The organism is Lacticaseibacillus baoqingensis, assembly GCF_003946165.1.
Taxonomy (GTDB): domain Bacteria; phylum Bacillota; class Bacilli; order Lactobacillales; family Lactobacillaceae; genus Lacticaseibacillus; species Lacticaseibacillus baoqingensis.
Window position 1 is genome coordinate 102,835 of the sequence record NZ_RHOI01000006.1, and the last position, 19,666, is coordinate 122,500.

A 19,666-nucleotide genomic window follows, 5' to 3' on the forward strand; every position below is an offset into this window, starting at 1 on the left:
GCTGGTTTTTTTTATGCTTGGTTGACCACTGTTTTTCTTGTCTTTGCGTTCAGCCCATCTTATCGGTAAGATAAGTACATCAAACCAAGAAAGCAAGGAATTTATCAACATGGTGAAGGCAGTGGCATTATTTGATCTTGATAAGACGCTTTTAAATGACGACAAGGTGATCCCGCCAGAAAACGTCGCGGCATTGCATGCGTTGCGGGCCAATGGGGTGTTGCCAGCATTAGCAACGGGGCGCAACCATTATGAACTCGGGGCGATCATGGCTGCCGGCGGGCTGGATTCGGCCATCGAAGCCAATGGCGCGGCCGTATTTTTCGCCGGTCAGCAGGTGCTGCAACATCCCTTGCCGCCAGCGCAAGTGGCCGCTTTAGTCGCGCAAACGGAACAAGACGGCTTTGCGATCGCGTTTCACAATGAAACGCAAGCGGCCCTGACGCGCCAAACCCCAGCCACGCAAGCCCATTACCGCGATTTTATTCACAAACCGCAACCGGCGGTGGTGCCGGATTTTTATGTGCATCAGCCAGTGTTGATGATCGTGTTGTATATTCCGGATACCCCGGCCAATGCGGCGGTAGTAGCCCGTTATCGCCAACAGTTTCCGCAACTGGCGATCTACCGCAATGCTCCGGCAGGATTGGATGTGGTTTCGGCACAGGTCAATAAGGCCACTGGACTTGAGGCGTTAATGGCGCAGCCGCAATTGCATGGATTGCCAACTTATGCATTTGGGGATGGTAATAACGATATGGAGATCATTCAGCAAGCGACAGTCGGCATCGCGATGGGGAACGCCTTGCCGCAAGTGGCTGCAGTGGCGGATTATCAAACCGCTGATTATCAGCATGGCGGGATTATGCAGGCCTTAGCACATTTTCACTTGTTGTAATGGGGCAAAGGGTGATGGCAGCCCTTTTTTGGGTGGATGCCATATGCTACACTATGGATAATTATCAGGATTATTTTGGAGAATAATAATGAAAAATATCGGCAAACTGTTCGTCCTTGACTGGCGGCGACTCATTAAGAGCCCGCCTGCTTTTTTGCTGGTCTTAGCCTTAGTCGTGATCCCATCGCTTTATTGCTGGTTTAACGTCTGGGCGTTATGGGATCCCTACAGCAATACCCAAGATCTAACCGTGGCGGTATATTCTGCAGATGAGCCCACGACGTTCAATCATCAAAAAATCGCGATCGGCTCGGAGCTGATCACCCAGCTGCACGATAATAAAAAGCTTGGGTGGCGCTTTGTCAATTCCAAAAAAGCCGTCACCCAAGGGGTGCAGTCTGGTAAATATTACGCCGGGATCGTGGTGCCGAAGGATTTTTCTCAGGACTTGATGACCATTGTCGATGGAAAAGTGAAAAAGCCCAAGCTCGACTATTATGTTAATGAAAAGATCAATGCGATTGCCCCAAAGATCACCAGTTCTGGGGCATCTACCTTGCAAAGCACCATTTCTGATCAATTTGTCGATACGGTAGCCAAGACGCTGATGACCGAGTTCAATAAAGCGGGAGTTAAACTCGATGACAATCTGCCGATGATCCGGCGGTTTGCCAGCTTAGTGACGAAAACCAATGATCAGCTGCCGACCATCGAATCCTATTTGACTGAAGTTGAAACCGTGCGCAGCCAACTGCCAAGCATCAAGCAAAAACTGGCAGCCGCCAACCAAATGGCGGCGTATCTGCCGACAGTGAACACGATGGCACAAAAGCTGGTCAAGGCCAATGATTACTTGCCAATGGTCGCTTCAGCAGGCCAGCTGGCTGAACAAGTGCAAGGCAAGCTGCCAGAAGTCCAACAAGCGGGCCAGCAGCTTAGTACGGTCAATGCCAATTTTTCGCAACTGGAAACTGGCGTCAGCCAAGCGATCACCGTCACGAAGCAAGGCTTGAATGTGATTGCCGGCGTCGATGGCACGCTGCCGAGTTTGACTGCCTTTGGCCAACAAGCACAAGGTGCCATTGCGACCACTAAAGACCAAGTGCTGCCGCAAGTTGAAACGGGTTTGACCGTGGTGCAAAATGCCACCGATGCCGGGTTGGCCTTGATCCAAACCGGCAATACCAAACTAAGCCAGGATCTGACGAATCTCAATGCGCAATTAGCCAGTCTTGATCAAAGCAGCAATGCTGCCGCAGATAAACAAGCGATGGCCACTTTGCTCAACGGTATGGCTACGCGGCAGGCCAATACCGCCAGTGTCGCAACCAAACTCGCCGCGACGTTGACGCAAGTGCAAGCCAGCTATAATCAGCTACACCACACGACGCGCAGTGATCTTGACTCGGCGATCGCTCAGCTCAAAGCAGTCAACACGGTCGCGACTAATGTGAGCACGCAAGCGGCAGCTTTGGCGCAAGCCGCGCCCAGCTTGAGTACAGCTGAGTTGCAGACGCGCATCGCGGCGCTGCAGCAAACCGCTGATCAATTTGCCAATGCGGCGCAGAGCCTGCAAAACCTAGGGCTGTCGACTAGCGTGCAAACCTTGATCGCGCAGTTCAAGGCGGCTTTAGCAGATGCTGATACGACCTTGGCTGACATCAACCAAAACGTTGTGCCGCAACTGCCAAGCCTGCTGCAAAACACCAAAGTGCTGTTGCAACAAGCCCAAGGGGTGTTGGTTAAAGTCCAGACCCAATTGCCGGCGGTGAAGCAAGAAATTGCTGATGCCAATACCTTGCTCAATGGCCACATGGATCAAATCACGAGCGGCATCAACACCGTGGCTGAATTGTATCGCAATGATTTTCCAACATTGAAGATGAAACTGGCGCAGGCGACGGCTTTTGTCAATAATGATCTGCCAGGGATCGAAACGGAATTGACCACGTCGTTGGCATTGGCCAATCAGAAGCTGCCGGTGCTGGAAAGTGGGCTAGATCAAGCGCATGGCTTGATCCAAACTGACTGGCCGACGCTTAAAGAAGCGATCCAAAAAGGCGCCAGTGCGATCCAAAAAGGCGAACAGTCCATTGACTTATCCGCCTTGTTGAAACTCTTGCGCCGAGATGCCGGACAAGAAGCCGACTTCTTAGCCAACCCAGTGCAATTAAAAGAAAACGATCTTTATCCGATCCCCACTTACGGCTCGCAAAGCGCCCCCTTTTACTTAGCATTATGTATCTGGGTCGGGGCATTGCTGCTAGGCGCGATCTTGATCACCGAATTCGAAGCGCTGCCACAAGACTTAGCGCATGCGACCATCAAGCAACGTTATGTGGCCCGCTGGTTAACGTTTGTCGGGCTGGGGATGGGCCAAGGCTTGATCGCGGCATTAGGCAATATTTTCTTGATCGGCACTTATGTTGTGAATAAGCCGTTGTACGTGCTCTTTGCTATGGGACTATCGGTTATTTTCGTGTCGATCTTATACAGCTTGATCGCCTTGTTTGGCAACATTGGCAAAGGCATTGGCATCATCATCTTAGTGCTGTCGATTTCTGGTGCCGGCGGTAACTTCCCGGTGGTTTTATCCGGGAAATTCTTCCAAATAATCAACCCTTGGCTGCCATTCACCTATGCGGTCAACCTCTTGCGGGAAACGGTCGGCGGCATTTACTGGCCGAATCTGTGGCAAGATGTTTGGCATTTGCTCGCCTTTGGACTGGTGTTCTTCTGTGGCGGTTTGTTCTTGAAAGGCCCGATCCGGCCATGGATCGATAAAATGCATGCCATCACCAAAAAAAGCAAGATCATGGAATAGCCGGCTATTTTCCCTCGACGTGACTAAGACATCGTCGGCTAGTGGCGTTCTTCCAAGCCACGCCCAGCGACAAAAGCGCTTTGGAATCGCGATTCTAAAACTGAATCGGTGGTCCAAGGCGCTTTTGTCTTGGGCTAAAACCGCTTTGTGTCTCAGGCTCGTCGTTTTTGAGTCAGCTGGCTTGACGGGTCAATAAGCGGACGCGGTAGACGGCGTTGATTTGGCGTAATTGATGGAGCAAGTCGGCTTGGGCTTGTAAGTTGTTGGTGTCGATGATCGAATAGGCGACATTATCGCGGGCAGCATTACTCATCGATTCAATATTGATGTCATTTTTAGCGAGCAAGGTGGCGATTTGGCCGACCATATTCGGGATGTTTTGGTGCATGATGGTGAGGCGATATTGGCTCATGAAAGGCACTTCTAAGGTCGGCAAGTTGACACTGTGAACGACGTTGCCGGTTTCTAAGAAGTTCATGATCGTCTCAGCGCCTTGCACCGCCCCATTGGCTTCAGCTTGTTCGGTGGAGCCGCCGATGTGCGGGGTGACTAAGACATCACGGCGATCGAGGATCTCAGGATCACCAAAATCAGTCATGTAGCGTTTGACGCGGCCGGCGTCTAACGCCTCACAAACCGCATGGTTATCAACGATACCGCCGCGGGCGAAGTTTAAGATCACGACGCCTTGAGGCATTTTGGCGATCAGCTCGGCGTTGATCATATGGGTGGTCTCGGTGTTCTTGGGCACATGGACACTGACATAATCAGCATGCGCGATCGCGTCTTCTAAGGTGGCGGCGCGCACAGTCGTCGTCGGGATATGCCAAGCATCATTAGCGCTGAGATAAGGATCATAGCCGACCACATGCATCCCCAAGTCACCAGCGGCATGGGCGACGCGGGCGCCAACGTGACCCACGCCGATCACCGCCAGGGTCTTGCCGGCCAGTTCGGTCCCGTTGAATTGCGTCTTCTCCCGTTCGGTGCGCGTCGAGATGTCCGCGCCATTGTTGGCTGCCGCATATTTGGCCGCGGAAAACAGGTTGCGGCTGGCGGTGATCAACATCGCGATCACCAGTTCTTTGACGGCGTTGGCGTTCGAGCCTGGGGTGTTGAATACGGCAGTCCCGTTGGCAGTGGCGACGTCTAGCGGAATGTTATTGAACCCTGCGCCGCAACGCACGATCGCCTTGAGTGCTTGGGGAAAATGATACGGGTGCAAGTCGACGCTGCGGATCAACAGCGCATCGGCGTTGTCGGTTTGATTGAGGGCGTAGTTGGGTTTGAAATGGTCCAGGCCTGCTTGGGCGATGGCATTGAATGTTTTGATCTGATACATAATAAGCCTCCTGAGATAGTCGCAATAATAGGATGGGATCAAAGATGTTTTTCAAAGTCGTGCAGAAAATCGATCAAGGCGTCAACCCCAGCCAGCGGCATGGCGTTGTATAAGCTGGCTCGCAAGCCGCCGACGCTGCGGTGGCCTTTGAGATTCATTAAGCCATGCGCAGCAGCTTGGGCCACCACGGCTTGATCGAGCGCTTCAGAGCCAGTGTTGAAGACCACGTTAGTCAAGCTGCGGTCGGCTTTGGCGACCAAGTTGGCAAACACGGGCGATTCATCCAAAAAGGCATAAAGCTTTTTGGCTTTGATTTCGTTGCGGCGCTGCATTTCCGCCACGCCGCCTTGTTCTTGGACCCACTGTAAGACCAAATTGAGCGCGTAGATGGCAAACACTGGCGGGGTGTTATACAGCGATTTTTTTTGGTCGAATAAGCGATAGTCGAGCATGCTGGGCACAGCGGTCACGGCGTGTAACCACTCGCGGCGTACGATCACCACCGTCACGCCAGCCGGGCCGAGGTTTTTTTGGGCGCCGGCAAAGATCAAGCCAAAATCGCGTACGTGATATTGTTCCGCTAAGATGTTGGACGACATGTCCCCAACGATCGGCGTGCTCCCAGCATCGGGTAAATGGTGATAAGTGGTGCCTTCAACGGTATTATTGATACAAAGGTGGAGGTAGTCATAAGTTGCGGCAGCTATCGGCGGCAATGGTGGCAAGTGGCGGTAATGCGCGTTTTTGGTCGTGGCTAAGACATCGGCGGCCACGCCCAGCCGGGCCGCTTCCCCGGCTGCCCGGCTGGCCCATTGCCCACTGTCCAAGACGGCGATACGCCGATGGTTGGTTGCCAGATTCAATGGGGCAGCGGCAAATTGGCCGGTCCCGCCGCCTTGCATGAATAAGACGGCATAATCATCTGGGATCGCCATGAGTGTCCGCAAGCGGGTCTCAGCTTGGTTGATGATGACCCCAAACGCCGCGGCGCGATGGGAGACTTCCATGATGCTCATGCCGCTGCCGCCAAGCGACGGCAACTCAGCTTGGATCTGAGTGACAACGGGCTGGGGCATCATTGCAGGCCCGGCAGCAAAATTATAGACGACCATAAATTTCCTCCTCATAAATAACAAAAAACGCGTCTTCACAGCAGTCCTGTGAAAACGCGTTGAAGATGATCCATCGCGGTCTCACAGGAGCAATACCTGCGAGACCATTTGGCAGAAGCGCAAACATTGGTCTACACAGATACGATAGTAGACCATGATGATGACTTGAGGTTGTTAATATAAAAATTTGTCATTGCAAAAACCTCCGCTTCGTTGTTTATTAAGATAGCACACTGGCAATAACCCGTCAATACGATTATAAAAGAATGAGTATTGTATGATAAAAATGGAGGCACCTATGACCACATTCTATTTCATCCGCCACGGCCAAACGACTGCTAATGCCATGGGCTTAAAGCAAGGCACGATCAATGATGAACGCACGCATCTCACCGCAAAAGGCCGCCAACAAGCCGCACGACTCGCGGGCCAATTCGATTTGCGCACGTTAGACGCCTTATATGTCAGCCCGTTAGCTCGCACCCAAGAAACTGCGGCGATCTTAAACCAGCAGGCCAAATTGCCGCCGCAATTAGATCCGCGTTTATTAGAGATCTCCTATGGCAGCTGGGATGGTCAGGTGAACGCCGAGTTAGAAGCGGCCCATCCGAGAGTCTTTGATCCGCTTTTGCATGATGTGTTGCCAAGTTATGTCGAAGTGGCACAAGGCGGCGAAAGTTTTACCCAAGTGCAAACTCGCGTCGCCGAGTTTATGCAAGCTGTCGCGGCGCAATTGCCTGATGCGGCAGTGGCGTGTGTGACGCATGGCTTCACCGTCAAAGCGGCTGCTTTAGCCGCGTTGGCACCACGTTCGGCCATGACCTTGCCAGAACCAGACAACACCAGCGTCACGAAACTGACGCTGACTGCCGGCCGCTATTATCTTTGGTATTATAATCGCTTCGATGCACACACTTATTGATCTGGTTGATTGCGCTCGCGCGTTGATGAGAAACGCTCCCGGTGTAAAATTAATTTTTGATGGTAATTTGCGGTGAACGCCTTTGTTATCCTTGCCCGGTCGACGTTTTGTTAGCTAAATGCCACGCCAATTTAATTTTTACTCACCAAAAATAAATTTTTTCATTGACAAGACGGCAGGGAGGCGGTATGCTCATTGCAACATTTCAAAGGGGTTTTGATGATGACGACAACGACTAAAGTTTATTATGCCTGGTATGCGTTTTATCGCTAGCACGTAGGTTCACATGAATGTGATCCTGCGAGATAGGGATCACATTCGTCTGCATACCGGATCATCGAACCACACGGTCAGCACACGGATGAATGAAATTCAGCCGGGTGCTTTTTTTACCTCATCAAATCGATTGATGACAAAAAAACGCTATCGGCTGAAGTCGATAGCGTTTTTTCGTGGCTGGCGGACATTGATTAGGAGGAAAATTATGTTTGATACGATCGACGAACAAGCGGTTACAGCAATTAGAATGTTAAGCGTCGCCCAGATCCAAGCCGCCAATTCCGGCCATCCAGGGTTGCCGCTAGGGGCCGCACCCATGGCTTATGTCTTATACCGCAACCACTTGAACGTAACGCCTAAAGCCAGCCACTGGTTCAATCGCGACCGCTTTATTTTGTCAGCGGGGCATGGCTCGGCGATGTTATACGCGTTGCAGCACTTGGCCGGCTTTGCCGTGAGCCAAGATGATCTGCGGCATTTTCGCCAATTTGGCAGCCGCACCCCTGGTCATCCCGAATATGGGTTAGTCGATGGCGTGGAAGCCACCACCGGCCCATTAGGCCAAGGTTTAGGGATGGCCGTCGGCATGGCGATGGCGCAGCGGCATTTGGCGGCCCGCTTTCCAGGGTTAGTCGATCATTACACCTTTGTGCTTGCAGGCGACGGGGATCTCATGGAAGGCATTTCGCATGAAGCCATGGGGTTGGCCGGGCATCAGCAATTAGGCAAGCTGATCGTTTTATATGATTCTAATGATGTGTCCTTAGATGGAAACAAAGACCGTGCCTTCGGTGGTGACGTGGCGGCACGGTGCGCCGGGTGCGGTTGGGATTACACCCGCGTCGCAGACGGTAATGAATTGGCAGCCATCGATGCTGCGCTGACTGCCGCCAAAGCCGTCACTGATCGGCCTTCGCTGATCGAAGTGCGCACGGTTTTAGGCTTTGGCGCCCAAGGTCAAGGGACCAATGCGGTGCATGGCAAGCCTTTAAGTGAGGCGGCTTTTGCTCAGCTCAAGCAGACTTTCCACTGGGAGCTGCCTGATTTTTCGGTCCCTAAGGCGGTGCACGAGCGCTTTGCCGAGACCTTGATCGCCCGGGGGGAAGCGCATCATCACGCCTGGCAAAAACGGGTGGCACAATTGACACCAGCAGCGTCAGCGGCATTTGCGCGAGCGATCGGCGGCTTGCAGCCGCACTTGGCGCCTTTGCCAGCCGACTTGCTGCCGGAAAAAGTTTCCGGGCGCGATGCCGGGCAGCTGGTAATGAATGCCTTTGCCCAAGAGCTTCCTGACCTTTGGGGTGGAGCTGCTGATTTGGCCAGTTCGACTAAAACGGTGATCAATGACTCGCCATTGTTTAGTCAAACGCATCCAGAAGGCCGCAATGTCGCCTTTGGCGTCAGGGAATTTGCCATGGGCGCTGCGTTGAATGGGATGGCTTTACATGGCGGGTCGCGGGTTTTTGGCAGTACCTTCTTAGTTTTTTCCGATTACCTCAAGCCGGCGATCCGTTTGGCAGCCATGCAGCATTTACCGGTGACCTTCGTGTTCACGCATGATTCCATTGCTGTTGGCGAAGATGGCCCGACACATGAACCGATCGAACAGCTGATGATGCTGCGGACGATCCCCAATACCGTCGTGTTGCGGCCGGCAGATGGGCCGGAAGTCGCTGCTGCTTGGCGCGTCGCGTTGACGCGCAGCAACGGCCCAACGGTCTTGGTCTTATCGCGCCAAGCTTTGCCGCAGCTTTCTGTACAAGTGCCTGATGTTGAACGCGGTGCGTACATCGTGCGCGGCGTCCCTGCTGGCAAGCGCCAAGATGGGATCTTGTTAGCCAGCGGTTCTGAAGTCCACTTGGCGATGCAAGCGCAACAAGAACTCGCCAAAAGCGGACGCTTTGTCAGCGTTGTGTCCATGGCCAGCTTCGAGCTGTTCGCCCAGCAATCCGCTGCGTACCAACAAATGGTATTGCCTGCTAATGTCACGCGCCGCTTAGCGATCGAAATGGGCAGTCCGCTAGGTTGGGAACGTTTTGTCGGGTTAGACGGTGCCGTTTTAGGCATGGAAAGTTTCGGTGCCAGCGGCACACCTGAGCGGGTGTTGGCCCACTTTGGCTTCACCCCGCAAAATGTTGCCGATCGGTACTTAGCCCTGGATTCTGCAGCAGTCTTGCGCACGATGTCACGTCGTTAATCAAAAGGAGAAAAAAACTCATGATCATTCAATTCAAGCAAACGACCCCACTGATCCAAAGCATCAAGGCCAAATTAGAACAACGTCCGGCTCAAGTCGAAGTGGTCGGCACACACTTAGCCGCCATCGGCGTCAAAGATTTCACCCCTACGGCAGAAGAAGCCGCGGTGATCGCCAGCATCAGCTTTGACGATCCGTCATTTGTCTTAGGCAGCCGCCAATTTCAGCCGGAAGATACCGTGATCACCTTGCCGCATACTACCATTGGCGGAGACAATTTTGTCATGATGGCAGGACCTTGTTCAGTTGAATCACAAGCGCATGTGCGTAAAATGGCCAAGTTAGCCAAAGCAGGCGGTGCGACTGTCTTGCGCGGCGGCGCCTTCAAACCGCGGACTGTACCATACTCCTTCCAAGGCTTAGAAGAAGATGGCTTGCGGTTCTTGCGCCAAGCCGCAGATGAATTTGACATGGATGTGATCACTGAAGTTATGGATGTGCCGCATGTGGAGATGGTCGGCAAGTACACAGATGTTTTCCAGATCGGGGCGCGCAACATGCAAAACTTCTCCTTGCTCAAAGCCGTCGGCAAAACTCAAATCGCAGTCGGCTTAAAGCGCGGGATGTCAGCAACCATCGATGATCTCTTGAATGCGGCGGAATACATCCGGGCTAACGGTAATCCTAACGTCTTTTTGATCGAACGCGGGATCCGGACTTTCGATAATAAATACACCCGCAACACCTTTGATTTAGCTGCGATTCCGGTGTTGAAAAAACTGACCCACTACCCGATCATCGCCGACCCCAGCCATGCTGTCGGCGTGCGCGACTTGGTGACGCCAATGGCAGTGGCCGCGGCTGCGGCCGGTGCCGATGGTGAGATCGTTGAGATCCATGATGATCCAGCCCATGCCTTTTCTGATGGGCCGCAAGCCTTGACCCCAGACTTATACAAGGACATGACCCGGCGTGTCAATTTAGTGCGGGCGGCGTTAGCATGAGTACATTGACCGTTGCACTACCGCAACATCCGTATCAGATCATCATCGAATCAGGAGCGGCGGCTCGTTTAGGCACACTAGTGGCCAACGTTTGGTCGCCGCGGCGGGTGATGATCGTGTCAGACACGCATGTGGCACCGTTGTATCTGGAAGCCACCCAACAGCGGCTGACCGCCGCCGGGTTTACGACCGCAATCAGCGTGATCCCTGCCGGCGAAGCGTCTAAGACGCTAGCCGGAGCGCAACAAATCTATGGCGATTTGATCGCCAACGGGTTTTCTCGCAGTGATGGGGTGTTGGCCTTAGGCGGCGGCGTGGTAGGTGATCTCGCCGGCTTTGTGGCGTCCACTTTCATGCGCGGGTTGAGTTATATCCAAGTGCCTACCAGCTTGTTGGCGCAAGTGGATTCAAGCGTCGGCGGCAAGACGGCGGTAGATTTCGGTACGGGCAAAAATGTCATCGGCAGTTTTTTCCAGCCGGATCTGGTCGTGATCGATCCTGACCAGCTGCAGACCTTGAGCCAGCGCAATCTCGTTGAAGGTTATGGGGAAGTGGTCAAAATGGGGGCGCTGTCCAGCGACGCCAGCTTTTGGCAATTGCTGGAGACGATCGATTCACCAGCGGCGCTATTAGCACACGCCGGTGAATGCAGTGCCTATGCGATCGCAGCTAAGGCGGCTTTAGTGGTCGCAGATGAACGCGATACCGGCACGCGGCGGCTATTGAACTTTGGCCATACGCTGGGGCATGCGGCCGAGTTGTTAGTTCCTGACACCTTGCATGGCGAAGCGGTCAGCATGGGGATGATGGCGATCACGCGCTTATGTGAGCGCCAAGGGCTGACGGCACCGCAAACGGCAGATCAAATTGCCGCCCGGTTGACGGCTGTCGGGTTGCCGACTCATTTTCCGCAGTTGACTACGGCGCAATTAGTCGAGCAGATCCGCATGGACAAGAAAGTCAAAGGCCAAACGGTGGTTTTGGTGACCTTAGCAAAGCTGGGCGAACCGCGCTTGCATCCGGTACCGCTAGCGGAGCTGCCAGCATTTTTGGAGGGATAAGATGGGATTTGTGCAACAGATCAGTGGCACGATGCCAGCCATCGCCGTCCCATTGACGGCCAAAACGGCGCCTGAGTTGATCGCGCAAGCAAAAGCCGTGTGTGCCAGTCCAGCGGCGATCGCAGAATGGCGCGTCGACGCATGGCCTGACGTACCGCTTGCAGTGGGGCAAACCGTGGCCGCCGCTTTGCATGCTGCCAACAAGCAATTATTGCTGACTTGTCGCACCCAGGCCCAAGGCGGGGCATTTGTGGGTGCAGTCAGTGACTATGGCGCGCTTTATCGCCGCTTGTTAGCGATCAGCCCGGATGCGGTGGATATCGAAGCCCACTGGCCCGTGGCCGCGCGCAAGGCGCTGGTGGCTTTAGTCCATGAAGCAGGGGCTGCAGTAGTTGCCAGTGCCCATGATTTTACGGCCACCCCGACACTGGCGGCGGGGCAGCAGCAGTTAACCGCACAAGCTGCTTGGGCGGATGTGGTGAAGTTAGCGACCATGCCGCAAACGCCAGCAGATACCTTGACCTTGTTAGCGCTAAGCGCATGGGCCAAAAAGGCTTTGCCGTGTCCGGCGATCGTGATCGGCATGGGCGCTTTGGGACAGCTGACCCGAGTGGCGACGGGAGCATTTGCGTCGGCTTTGACGTTTGCCACATTAGGGGCCGCGTCTGCGCCAGGACAACTCAGTGTCCAAGCAATCGTAGGGATCCAGGAGGGGTAAGTAGATGATCGATGCGAAGACAAAATTATATGGGCTGATCGCTCACCCGAGTCAGCATTCGCTGTCACCAGCGATGCACAACTTTGCTTTTGAGCAGCTCAAGATCAATGCGCGATACTTAGCCTTTGACGTGACTCCGGCCACTTTGGCAGAGGCGATCGCTGGTTTACGGGCTTTTGGGATTGGCGGCGTCAACTTGTCGATGCCGCTTAAAGAAGCGGTGTTGCCTTTGTTAGACGAGCTTGATCCGCTGGCAAAATTAGCCGGTTCGGTCAACACGATCGTCAATCAAGGCGGCCGCTTGTATGGCTACACCACCGATGGCGTCGGGGTGGTGGCGGCTTTGCCGCAGCGCTTGTCATTAAAGACCAGTCGCGCAGTCTTGTTTGGCGCCGGCGGTGCGGCCCGTTCTGCAGCGTTGGCGTTAGGACAAGCGGGAGTGGCAGAATTGGTCATCATCAATCGCCATCAAGCAGCTGCAGAAACTTTAGCGGCGCAAGTCAACCAAGCGACTGGGGTCAATGTCACCGTGTGCGCATTAGCAGATACACCGCAAGTGGGCGCTTTGGTTGCCGCCAGCCAGCTGGTGATCAATGCCACGAGCTTAGGCATGGGGACACAGCAAAATACCAGTCCCTTAGCAGACGCTGGGGCATTGAATGCGCAACAGGTGGTGTTGGATATGGTGTATGCACCGCTGAATACGCGTTTTTTGCAACAAGCTGCCGCAGCCGGGGTGCATGATCGGCTCAACGGTTTGGCGCTTTTAGTGGCCCAAGGCGCTGCATCGTTTAAGCTGTGGACTGGGGCGAATATGCCGACTGCCGCAGTCGAAGCGCATTTAAGCACCTTGTTAGCACAGCATTGAGGACATAAAAGAGCTAGCGGGTAGTAACACAAAACGTCTTGAAACCGCGATTCAAAAACGAATCGTGGGCCCAAGACGCCGATGTTGTAAACTAACTCTGCTTGCTGTTTCAATCTAGAGATAATGGCAGATTATTTTTTAGCTAATAAGTCGCGAATCTCGGTCAACAAGACCTCTTCTTTGGTCGGACCCGGGGTGGCGGCTTGTTTTTGTGGCAAGATCTTGTTGGCGGATTTGACCAACAAGAACACAACAAACGCCACGATGATGAAGTTGATCACGTCGTTGATAAACGCGCCATACGTAAACTTGGCTCCAAGGAGGGTAAAACTCAGCCCTTCCAGGTTCGTACTGCGCGTGAACAAAGCTAAGATCGGATTGATCAAGTTCTTCGTCAAGCTGGTGACCACCCCAGTGAAGGCACTGCCGATAATCACGCCGACGGCTAGGTCTAACACGTTGCCGCGCATGATGAATTGCCGGAATTCTTTGAACAAAATGCAAAACCCCCTTTACTATTCAGTATACCTAAATCCCTTGCCAGACGCGAGTGTTACTGCGTCACCCATTGGATCCCCAGGACGCTGATACTCAGCAATAAGATCAGCGCAAACGCGATCAAATGGCGGCGCTTATGTAACACGACCAAGGCTAAATATTCGCGGATCACCGCATTCGGCAGAAAGTAAAAACTCGTGGCCGCGCCGACACCATTTGCATTTAAGCCGGCTTGTTTGGCATAAAGACCAGCCCGGAAAAGATGGTAGTTATTCGTGAAAAACGCCGCCTTACCGCCGCCAGCGGCACGAATGATCGCGGCGCAAAAGCGCATGTTTTCTAAAGTGGTCGTCGAGCGGTCTTCGATCAAGGTGTCGGCTTCAGGGACGCCTTGGGCGATGGCAAAACGTTGCATCGCGACACTTTCGGCGAGCTGTTCATCGCTGCCTTTGCCGCCGGAAAACAGTAACTTGGCGGGCTTGCCAAGCTTTTTTTGACGCTGATAAAAGCGGATCCCGGCATTGATCCGTGCCGCCAGCAAGGGGCTGACACGGTGGCCGTCGATCAATCCGGCGCCTAAAACGATCAAGTAATCCTTGTTGTGCCGCACCCAGCGCAGATTGTACAACACCAAGACCGTCAAGAAGTTGTATAAAGACACCAAGACGTACCCAATGGTCAAGGTGAAAAACACGGCTAACGCGGCATATAATGGCGCAGGCAAAAACTGGCGGCCAAAGCTGGCGCCGATTTCCAGCAAAAGCAACCCCAATGCGATCAACAGCGTCAGCATGTTCCCTAACGAATGGGATTCACGCCGCCAAACGATCAGTGCATTCCACGCCAACCATAACAGGTGCAAGGCAAAAATCGCCAAGATCAACAAGACAGCAATGATGAATAACGTGGCGCTGACGGCGATCAATAGCCGGTTTTGGGAATTCAAGATCAAAAATGCGGCAGTGGCTAAAAAGCTCAGCAGCCACAAGTTAAACAGCCAACCGTTGACCAACCGCCGCGGTTCGGTGAGAAAACTAGCGAGGAAAAGCACCGTCATGACCGCTAGCGGGATCAAAACGATTAAAATGTTGGCGGGCATAAGCTCACTTCCTTATGGGAATTAGACTTTGATGAGTGTATAATTAGGGAAATTATTTGGAGGCGTACTCATGGCACATGATCCAGTTTTTGGTACTAAAGATCCCAAGCTCGACTATCATCGGCGAGTAGGCGTTTATGGGGTGATCCCCGACCCTAGTGGGAAGCGGCTGTTGATCCTAGGGGCCCCCAACCATGCGCTGTTTTTACCTGGTGGTGAGGTGGAACCTGGAGAAAGCGACGCCGAAACCCTGCGGCGGGAACTGTTGGAAGAATTTGGCGTAACCGTGACGATTGGCGAGCAGCTGGGGCGGGCATCTGAATACTTCTACTCCCACCACCGCCAAACGGCCTATTATCATCCGGCAACATTTTATGCTTGCACTGACTTAAAGCAAGTCGCGCAACCATTAGAAGACTTTAACACCTTGATGTTGATGCCGATCGCAGAAGCCAGTGCCCAACTGAAGCGCCCGACTCATCGCTGGGGGGTCGCTCAGTGGCTGGCGCGCCGCTGAGTTGAGCAAGAGCCGCTGGGCGGCTCTTTTTTAGTCGCTCAAGGCCCATTGCCGGATGGCTTTGGCGACCCCATCTTGGGCGTTGGTGGCGGTTTGGACTTGTGCTGCGGCTTTGACGGCAGGAATGGCATTGCCCATGGCGACCCCTAACCCGGCGGCTTTGATCATCGGTAAGTCATTGGCTTGATCGCCAATGGCCATCACTTGGCTGGCGTCATAGCCGAGCCGCTTGGCCAAGTCCATGACGGCATTGCCTTTGTTGGCGTTTTTGTTTAAGGCTTCTAAGAAGTAAGGTTCTGAGTGGACAAAGTAATAGTCGTCAAAAAAATGCTGCGGGATCTGCTTTTGTGCCTGGGTCAACAAATCAGGTTCGTCGATCAACATGACCTTGGCGAATTGCTTGTCGACTGCGAAAGTCTCAGGTTGACGATAGAACAACGGCATGTCGACGAGATAGGCTTCACGCACGGTGTATTTGGAAATGTCGGCATTAGGCGTATACATCTTAGCCGCGTCTTCGGCATGCACATGCACACCGATATCTTGGGCCAATTGCATCAATTGACGAAAATCGGGGTAAGTTAAGGTGTGTTCGAGCAAAACCTGGCCGGTGTCGGCTTCTTGGACCATCGCGCCGTTGAAGGTGATCGCATAATCCCCAGCGTCGATCAAACCCAGCGGGGCAAAAAATTGCTGCAAGCCCGTCAGCGGCCGTCCGGAACATAAAACGACTTTGATGCCTTGTTGTTTGGCGGCTTTGACCGCAGCAATGGTGGCAGGGGTCAGCGTGTTGTGTTCATTTAATAGGGTGCCATCCATATCGATGGCGATCAGTTTGATGTGCATATGCAGTCCTTTCTACTGTGGTGCGATCAAGGCACCGTTGAGGAGATAGTGTTGGAATTGTTGATAAACTGGTGCAAATAAGTCGCCTTGTTGGCTCAACATGACCTTAGGAAAATAAAACCGCTTGTCCCCAGTCATTTTGCCGCGCAAGGCATGGACCAATTGCGATTGAGTCGAAAGCTCTTCCAGCGAGCCATCTAGCTGCATGATCTCGATTTGCGTCTTCGGGTTGGCACTGGAAGGGTCATAGGCGTCATAAGGCAGATCGAAGCTGTCATTTTCAGCGGTATAATACGTCGGGTCAAAGCCGGCTTGAGCGACCAGTTCGCGCAGACGCGGCAACAAGTGTGCCGTTTGGTCAGTGAACGTCACCGACTTCAGTGGCCGGCGGCTCAAGAAGCGGTCGGCAAAATCGCGTAAGATCACATCCGGGTAGTCTAACCAATAGGTGAAGTAGGTGTTGAGCACCCCATCATCTAAGCGCAAGTAATCTTGCAAGTCGAAGCGATGCTCAAAAAAAGGGATCAATAAGCGCGGATTGAACCCGCTGTCAAAGCGGCCAGCTTCATAAAGCACCTTTGCGCGGCGCAATAAATGGCCTAAGATCACTTCCATGCCGCGTGACACGGGGTGAAAATAGATCTGTTGATACATCTGAAAGCGGCTGACGATATAGTCTTCGACTGCGTGCATCCCGTTGGCGTCAAATGCGATGCCGTCGCGATACGGGCGCATCACGCGCAAGATGCGGGTGAGGTCGAACAACCCGTAATTTGTCCCGGTGTTATAGGCATCACGCAAAAGGTAATCCATGCGGTCGGCGTCGATTTGACTTGAGATCATCTGGACCACTTGCGGGTTAGGGTAGGTGTGGTCGATCACACTGGCCACTTTAGCCGGGAAGTCCGGCGCCACTGCGCGTAAGATCCGGTTGACAGCTGTGCTTTCGTCTAACAAGATCCGGCGGGTGATGGCTTCATGGTCAGTGGCAAAAATATGCTCAAAGGTGTGCGAGTATGGCCCATGGCCAATGTCATGCAGCAATGCGGCGCATAAGGCCACGAGCCGCTGAGAATCATCCCATTCATGGGGATAATTGGCGGCAAAGTTATCACAGATCTCGCGGGTGATCTCATACACCCCCAAGCTGTGGGTGAAGCGGGAATGCTCCGCCCCTTGAAAGACTAAACTTGCGACGCCCAGTTGTTTGATGCGGCGCAAGCGCTGGAATTCTGGGGTGTTGATCAAGTCTAAGATCACGCGGTAGCGCACGTGGATATAATTGTGGACGGGGTCGCGAAAGACTTTTTCGCGCGGTAATAAGGGTGTGCTCATAACGTCTCCTTGGTAGCGAAGTGTTGCCGCTCGTGCATATCTGCGTTAGCAACAGCGAGTGCTTGTTGATAAGCCGGTTGGGTCAACGCTGTGGGCAAAAGCAAGGGATCGACTTGCATGCCTTGGGCGATCAGGGCATGGACCAAGCGCGATTGCATCAAGCCGACCGTCAGCGGCTGGCGTAATAACGCATCTAAGCTGGCCATGACAGCCGGGTCGATGTCAGGAAAGTGAAAGTGCGCCGCTTTTTGGCCATCGCCAGCTTGATAAAAGGTCTGCATCAATTCGCCGCGAGCGTGCTGATCACCGCATACTGAGATGTAGGCCATCACTGCAATGCCGGCACTGGTACGCCGCTGCGCCAAGCCGGCAAATTTTTGCCCGCCGATGCTCAAGTCAAAGCTGCCAGGGCAATAAGAACGCGTGATCTCAGCGGCAGTGATCGTCACTTCCGGCAGTGCCGCTTGGATGGTAGCGGCCATCAGGCCATATGCCGTGGCAATGGTCAGCTCTGGACGCTGCGGCAAAAACAGCGAGAAGTTCAAGACTGCTTCATCGCTGACCACGCCCAAGCCGCCTGAGTTGCGGACAAAATAATGCCAATCCCCAAGCGCCTTTAATGCTTGGCTCAAGCGTGGCAAGTGCAAGTCTTGCATCCCTAAGATCACGGTATGATCAAGCGTCCAAAAATGGGCAAACACCTCTGGCAACGCGACTGGCCGGCGTAATAACGCATTGGTATGCGCAAAGCTGGCCACGCCGTCTTTAGGGGTAAAGTGTTGGCTGAGCAAGCCGATCGGGGCTTTGGTAAGATCAGAGAGTTGCATAATGGGCCGCCTTCTTCAAAGAGTATTACCTCTATTATATAAGAAAAGGGCAGTGTCGCCACCTGGTTTTGGACAATGCGTTATAATAGTTGAGAAACTATAAAAAGGGGCGTAGCACAATGGACTTATCCCGTGGGATCCCAGTAACGATCCACTTGGAAACGTACGTGACCCAAGACGACCAATCAGAAGAGCACGTTTTCGACGAGACTGGCAGCTTGGTTGAGCTTAATGATACACTGTACATCCGCTACCGTGAGCTCAACGAAGCAGAAGGCACCGATTATCCGGTTACCTTAAAACTGCGCGGGGATGGCGATATTCAGCTGACTCGCGGCGGCAGTGAAGATGATATGCAGTTGAAGCTGCATTTTGCCAATGAACGGCGGATCTTGACGCGTTACCGCACCCCCTATGGCATCATTCCCGTAGAAACCGTCACGCCGCGATTGGACGTGCGATTGACAGAAGCGCCTTTGGCTGGTGAGATCTATGTGGAGTATCAACTCTTTGCCAATGGGGATCATTTGGGAAATTATCGGATGCGATTGCAATTCACTGCCTGAGGGCGTATGATTTGAAATAGACTGTGGAAAGGGCGTGTACCGGTTGAAACTAGACGAAGTATTTGCCGATGCGATTAAATCTGAACTGTCCATGATCGAGGTGGCGCACGCCATTCTCGAACAAAAAGGTGAAACGATGGCCTTTGTGGACATTGCAAACGAGATCCAGACGTATCTGGGCAAGAGTGATGAAGAGATTCGTAATCGACTCCCGCAATTTTACACGGACCTCAATGAAGATGGCTCGTTCATCTCTTTGGGAGACAACGTTTGGGGCCTGCGCGCTTGGTACCCATACGAATCCGTGGATGAAGAAGTGAACCATCCTGATGAAGAAGACGACACGCCGCGCCGCAAGAAGCGCAAGAAGGTCAACGCCTTCTTGGCTGATGTCGCCGATGATGACGATGTGATCGATTACAACGATGACGATCCTGAAGATGACGATTTTGCCGAAGACGATGATGACGAAGTCGCAGAAGCAGACTTTGATGACGCCGCCGATGCAGATGATGATGGCGATGACGAAGAAGACGCCTTGCCAGACGGCATCGAAGGACAGCTTGCCGAATTCAGTGATGATGACGACGATGATGATACCGATGATGATTTCGGCGTCGCCACTGATGACGATACCGATGATGATGATTAATTGATCCACAAAAAGCTGACCGCTTGATGTGAACCCAAGAGGTTGGACAATCAAAAAAATTTAGTTAAGCAGCTTCTTGGAGGGCAAGTTTTCGGTATTCT

General features: G+C 53.2%; 18 protein-coding genes. 11 read left to right on the forward strand and 7 right to left on the reverse strand.

What is annotated here, in order from left to right; genetic code table 11:
• Window positions 1–109: 109 nt before the first annotated feature.
• Together EKM91_RS03900 and EKM91_RS03905 are read left to right on the forward strand one after the other, a co-directional pair.
• A complete protein-coding gene (locus EKM91_RS03900) occupies window positions 110–898 on the forward strand; it encodes a Cof-type HAD-IIB family hydrolase (RefSeq protein ID WP_125750035.1) in 789 nt (262 codons plus the stop codon).
• An 88-nt stretch (window positions 899–986) separates the two neighbouring features.
• Complete coding sequence (locus EKM91_RS03905; RefSeq protein WP_125750038.1) at window positions 987–3,722, forward strand: YhgE/Pip domain-containing protein; 2,736 nt, start codon at window positions 987–989, stop codon at window positions 3,720–3,722.
• 172 nt (window positions 3,723–3,894) lie between these two features.
• On the opposite strand, the gene EKM91_RS03910 is transcribed toward EKM91_RS03905, so the two are convergent.
• Entirely contained in the window at window positions 3,895–5,064 is a 1,170-nt protein-coding gene (locus EKM91_RS03910; protein ID WP_125750041.1) for a phosphoglycerate dehydrogenase, read from the reverse strand.
• Window positions 5,065–5,102: 38 nt separating this feature from the next.
• Window positions 5,103–6,176: a 3-phosphoserine/phosphohydroxythreonine transaminase gene (gene serC, locus EKM91_RS03915; protein ID WP_125750044.1), complete on the reverse strand. Its 1,074-nt coding sequence runs from the start codon at window positions 6,174–6,176 to the stop codon at window positions 5,103–5,105.
• Between the two features lie 298 nt (window positions 6,177–6,474).
• On the opposite strand from serC, the gene EKM91_RS03920 reads away from it, so the two are divergent.
• The 6 genes from EKM91_RS03920 (at window position 6,475) to EKM91_RS03945 (ending at window position 13,225) form a co-directional block, all read left to right on the forward strand.
• Complete coding sequence (locus EKM91_RS03920) at window positions 6,475–7,098, forward strand: histidine phosphatase family protein (protein ID WP_125750047.1); 624 nt, start codon at window positions 6,475–6,477, stop codon at window positions 7,096–7,098.
• 484 nt (window positions 7,099–7,582) lie between these two features.
• Window positions 7,583–9,574: a transketolase gene (gene tkt / locus EKM91_RS03925; protein ID WP_125750051.1), complete on the forward strand. Its 1,992-nt coding sequence runs from the start codon at window positions 7,583–7,585 to the stop codon at window positions 9,572–9,574.
• A 20-nt stretch (window positions 9,575–9,594) separates the two neighbouring features.
• The gene (aroF, locus tag EKM91_RS03930) at window positions 9,595–10,578 is read left to right on the forward strand and encodes a 3-deoxy-7-phosphoheptulonate synthase (RefSeq protein WP_125750054.1); all 984 of its coding nucleotides are present in this window, start codon (window positions 9,595–9,597) and stop codon (window positions 10,576–10,578) included.
• Entirely contained in the window at window positions 10,575–11,639 is a 1,065-nt protein-coding gene (gene aroB, locus EKM91_RS03935; RefSeq protein ID WP_125750057.1) for a 3-dehydroquinate synthase, read from the forward strand. Before aroF ends, aroB begins: the two co-directional genes overlap by 4 nt.
• Window position 11,640: 1 nt before the next feature.
• Window positions 11,641–12,357 (forward strand): type I 3-dehydroquinate dehydratase, encoded by a 717-nt coding sequence (aroD, locus tag EKM91_RS03940; protein WP_125750060.1) that lies wholly within the window; start codon window positions 11,641–11,643, stop codon window positions 12,355–12,357.
• Window positions 12,358–12,361: 4 nt separating this feature from the next.
• Entirely contained in the window at window positions 12,362–13,225 is an 864-nt protein-coding gene (locus EKM91_RS03945; RefSeq protein ID WP_125750063.1) for a shikimate dehydrogenase, read from the forward strand.
• Window positions 13,226–13,356: 131 nt separating this feature from the next.
• Here EKM91_RS03945 and mscL read toward each other — a convergent pair whose 3' ends face one another.
• Both mscL and EKM91_RS03955 read right to left on the reverse strand, forming a co-directional pair.
• Window positions 13,357–13,722: a large conductance mechanosensitive channel protein MscL gene (gene mscL, locus EKM91_RS03950; RefSeq protein ID WP_125750066.1), complete on the reverse strand. Its 366-nt coding sequence runs from the start codon at window positions 13,720–13,722 to the stop codon at window positions 13,357–13,359.
• 56 nt (window positions 13,723–13,778) lie between these two features.
• Entirely contained in the window at window positions 13,779–14,822 is a 1,044-nt protein-coding gene (locus EKM91_RS03955; protein WP_125750068.1) for a YdcF family protein, read from the reverse strand.
• A 70-nt stretch (window positions 14,823–14,892) separates the two neighbouring features.
• On the opposite strand from EKM91_RS03955, the gene EKM91_RS03960 reads away from it, so the two are divergent.
• Window positions 14,893–15,339, forward strand: coding sequence for an NUDIX hydrolase (locus tag EKM91_RS03960; protein ID WP_125750072.1), 447 nt, complete (start codon window positions 14,893–14,895; stop codon window positions 15,337–15,339).
• A 30-nt stretch (window positions 15,340–15,369) separates the two neighbouring features.
• Here EKM91_RS03960 and yidA read toward each other — a convergent pair whose 3' ends face one another.
• Genes yidA through EKM91_RS03975 form a run of 3 tightly spaced genes read right to left on the reverse strand, consistent with a single transcriptional unit; the run spans window position 15,370 to window position 18,347 of the window.
• Complete coding sequence (gene yidA / locus EKM91_RS03965; protein WP_125750075.1) at window positions 15,370–16,185, reverse strand: sugar-phosphatase; 816 nt, start codon at window positions 16,183–16,185, stop codon at window positions 15,370–15,372.
• A 12-nt stretch (window positions 16,186–16,197) separates the two neighbouring features.
• A complete protein-coding gene (locus EKM91_RS03970; protein WP_125750079.1) occupies window positions 16,198–17,520 on the reverse strand; it encodes an HD domain-containing protein in 1,323 nt (440 codons plus the stop codon).
• Complete coding sequence (locus EKM91_RS03975) at window positions 17,517–18,347, reverse strand: lipoate--protein ligase family protein (protein ID WP_125750082.1); 831 nt, start codon at window positions 18,345–18,347, stop codon at window positions 17,517–17,519. Before EKM91_RS03975 ends, EKM91_RS03970 begins: the two co-directional genes overlap by 4 nt.
• A gap of 119 nt (window positions 18,348–18,466) precedes the next feature.
• Here EKM91_RS03975 and EKM91_RS03980 point away from each other — a divergent pair, with 119 nt between their 5' ends.
• Complete coding sequence (locus EKM91_RS03980; protein ID WP_125750085.1) at window positions 18,467–18,913, forward strand: YwiB family protein; 447 nt, start codon at window positions 18,467–18,469, stop codon at window positions 18,911–18,913.
• A gap of 43 nt (window positions 18,914–18,956) precedes the next feature.
• Window positions 18,957–19,565, forward strand: coding sequence for a DNA-directed RNA polymerase subunit delta (rpoE, locus tag EKM91_RS03985; RefSeq protein ID WP_125750087.1), 609 nt, complete (start codon window positions 18,957–18,959; stop codon window positions 19,563–19,565).
• Window positions 19,566–19,666 lie beyond the last annotated feature (101 nt).

Excerpts from the sequence above, each read along its gene's own strand:
- EKM91_RS03900 (WP_125750035.1), top strand. The coding sequence starts at position 110 with ATGGTGAAGGCAGTGGCATTATTTGATCTTGATAAGACGCTTTTAAAT.
- EKM91_RS03905 (WP_125750038.1), top strand. The coding sequence starts at position 987 with ATGAAAAATATCGGCAAACTGTTCGTCCTTGACTGGCGGCGACTCATT.
- EKM91_RS03910 (WP_125750041.1), bottom strand. The coding sequence starts at position 5,064 with ATGTATCAGATCAAAACATTCAATGCCATCGCCCAAGCAGGCCTGGAC.
- serC (WP_125750044.1), bottom strand. The coding sequence starts at position 6,176 with ATGGTCGTCTATAATTTTGCTGCCGGGCCTGCAATGATGCCCCAGCCC.
- EKM91_RS03920 (WP_125750047.1), top strand. The coding sequence starts at position 6,475 with ATGACCACATTCTATTTCATCCGCCACGGCCAAACGACTGCTAATGCC.
- tkt (WP_125750051.1), top strand. The coding sequence starts at position 7,583 with ATGTTTGATACGATCGACGAACAAGCGGTTACAGCAATTAGAATGTTA.
- aroF (WP_125750054.1), top strand. The coding sequence starts at position 9,595 with ATGATCATTCAATTCAAGCAAACGACCCCACTGATCCAAAGCATCAAG.
- aroB (WP_125750057.1), top strand. The coding sequence starts at position 10,575 with ATGAGTACATTGACCGTTGCACTACCGCAACATCCGTATCAGATCATC.
- aroD (WP_125750060.1), top strand. The coding sequence starts at position 11,641 with ATGGGATTTGTGCAACAGATCAGTGGCACGATGCCAGCCATCGCCGTC.
- EKM91_RS03945 (WP_125750063.1), top strand. The coding sequence starts at position 12,362 with ATGATCGATGCGAAGACAAAATTATATGGGCTGATCGCTCACCCGAGT.
- EKM91_RS03955 (WP_125750068.1), bottom strand. The coding sequence starts at position 14,822 with ATGCCCGCCAACATTTTAATCGTTTTGATCCCGCTAGCGGTCATGACG.
- EKM91_RS03960 (WP_125750072.1), top strand. The coding sequence starts at position 14,893 with ATGGCACATGATCCAGTTTTTGGTACTAAAGATCCCAAGCTCGACTAT.
- yidA (WP_125750075.1), bottom strand. The coding sequence starts at position 16,185 with ATGCACATCAAACTGATCGCCATCGATATGGATGGCACCCTATTAAAT.
- EKM91_RS03970 (WP_125750079.1), bottom strand. The coding sequence starts at position 17,520 with ATGAGCACACCCTTATTACCGCGCGAAAAAGTCTTTCGCGACCCCGTC.
- EKM91_RS03975 (WP_125750082.1), bottom strand. The coding sequence starts at position 18,347 with ATGCAACTCTCTGATCTTACCAAAGCCCCGATCGGCTTGCTCAGCCAA.
- EKM91_RS03980 (WP_125750085.1), top strand. The coding sequence starts at position 18,467 with ATGGACTTATCCCGTGGGATCCCAGTAACGATCCACTTGGAAACGTAC.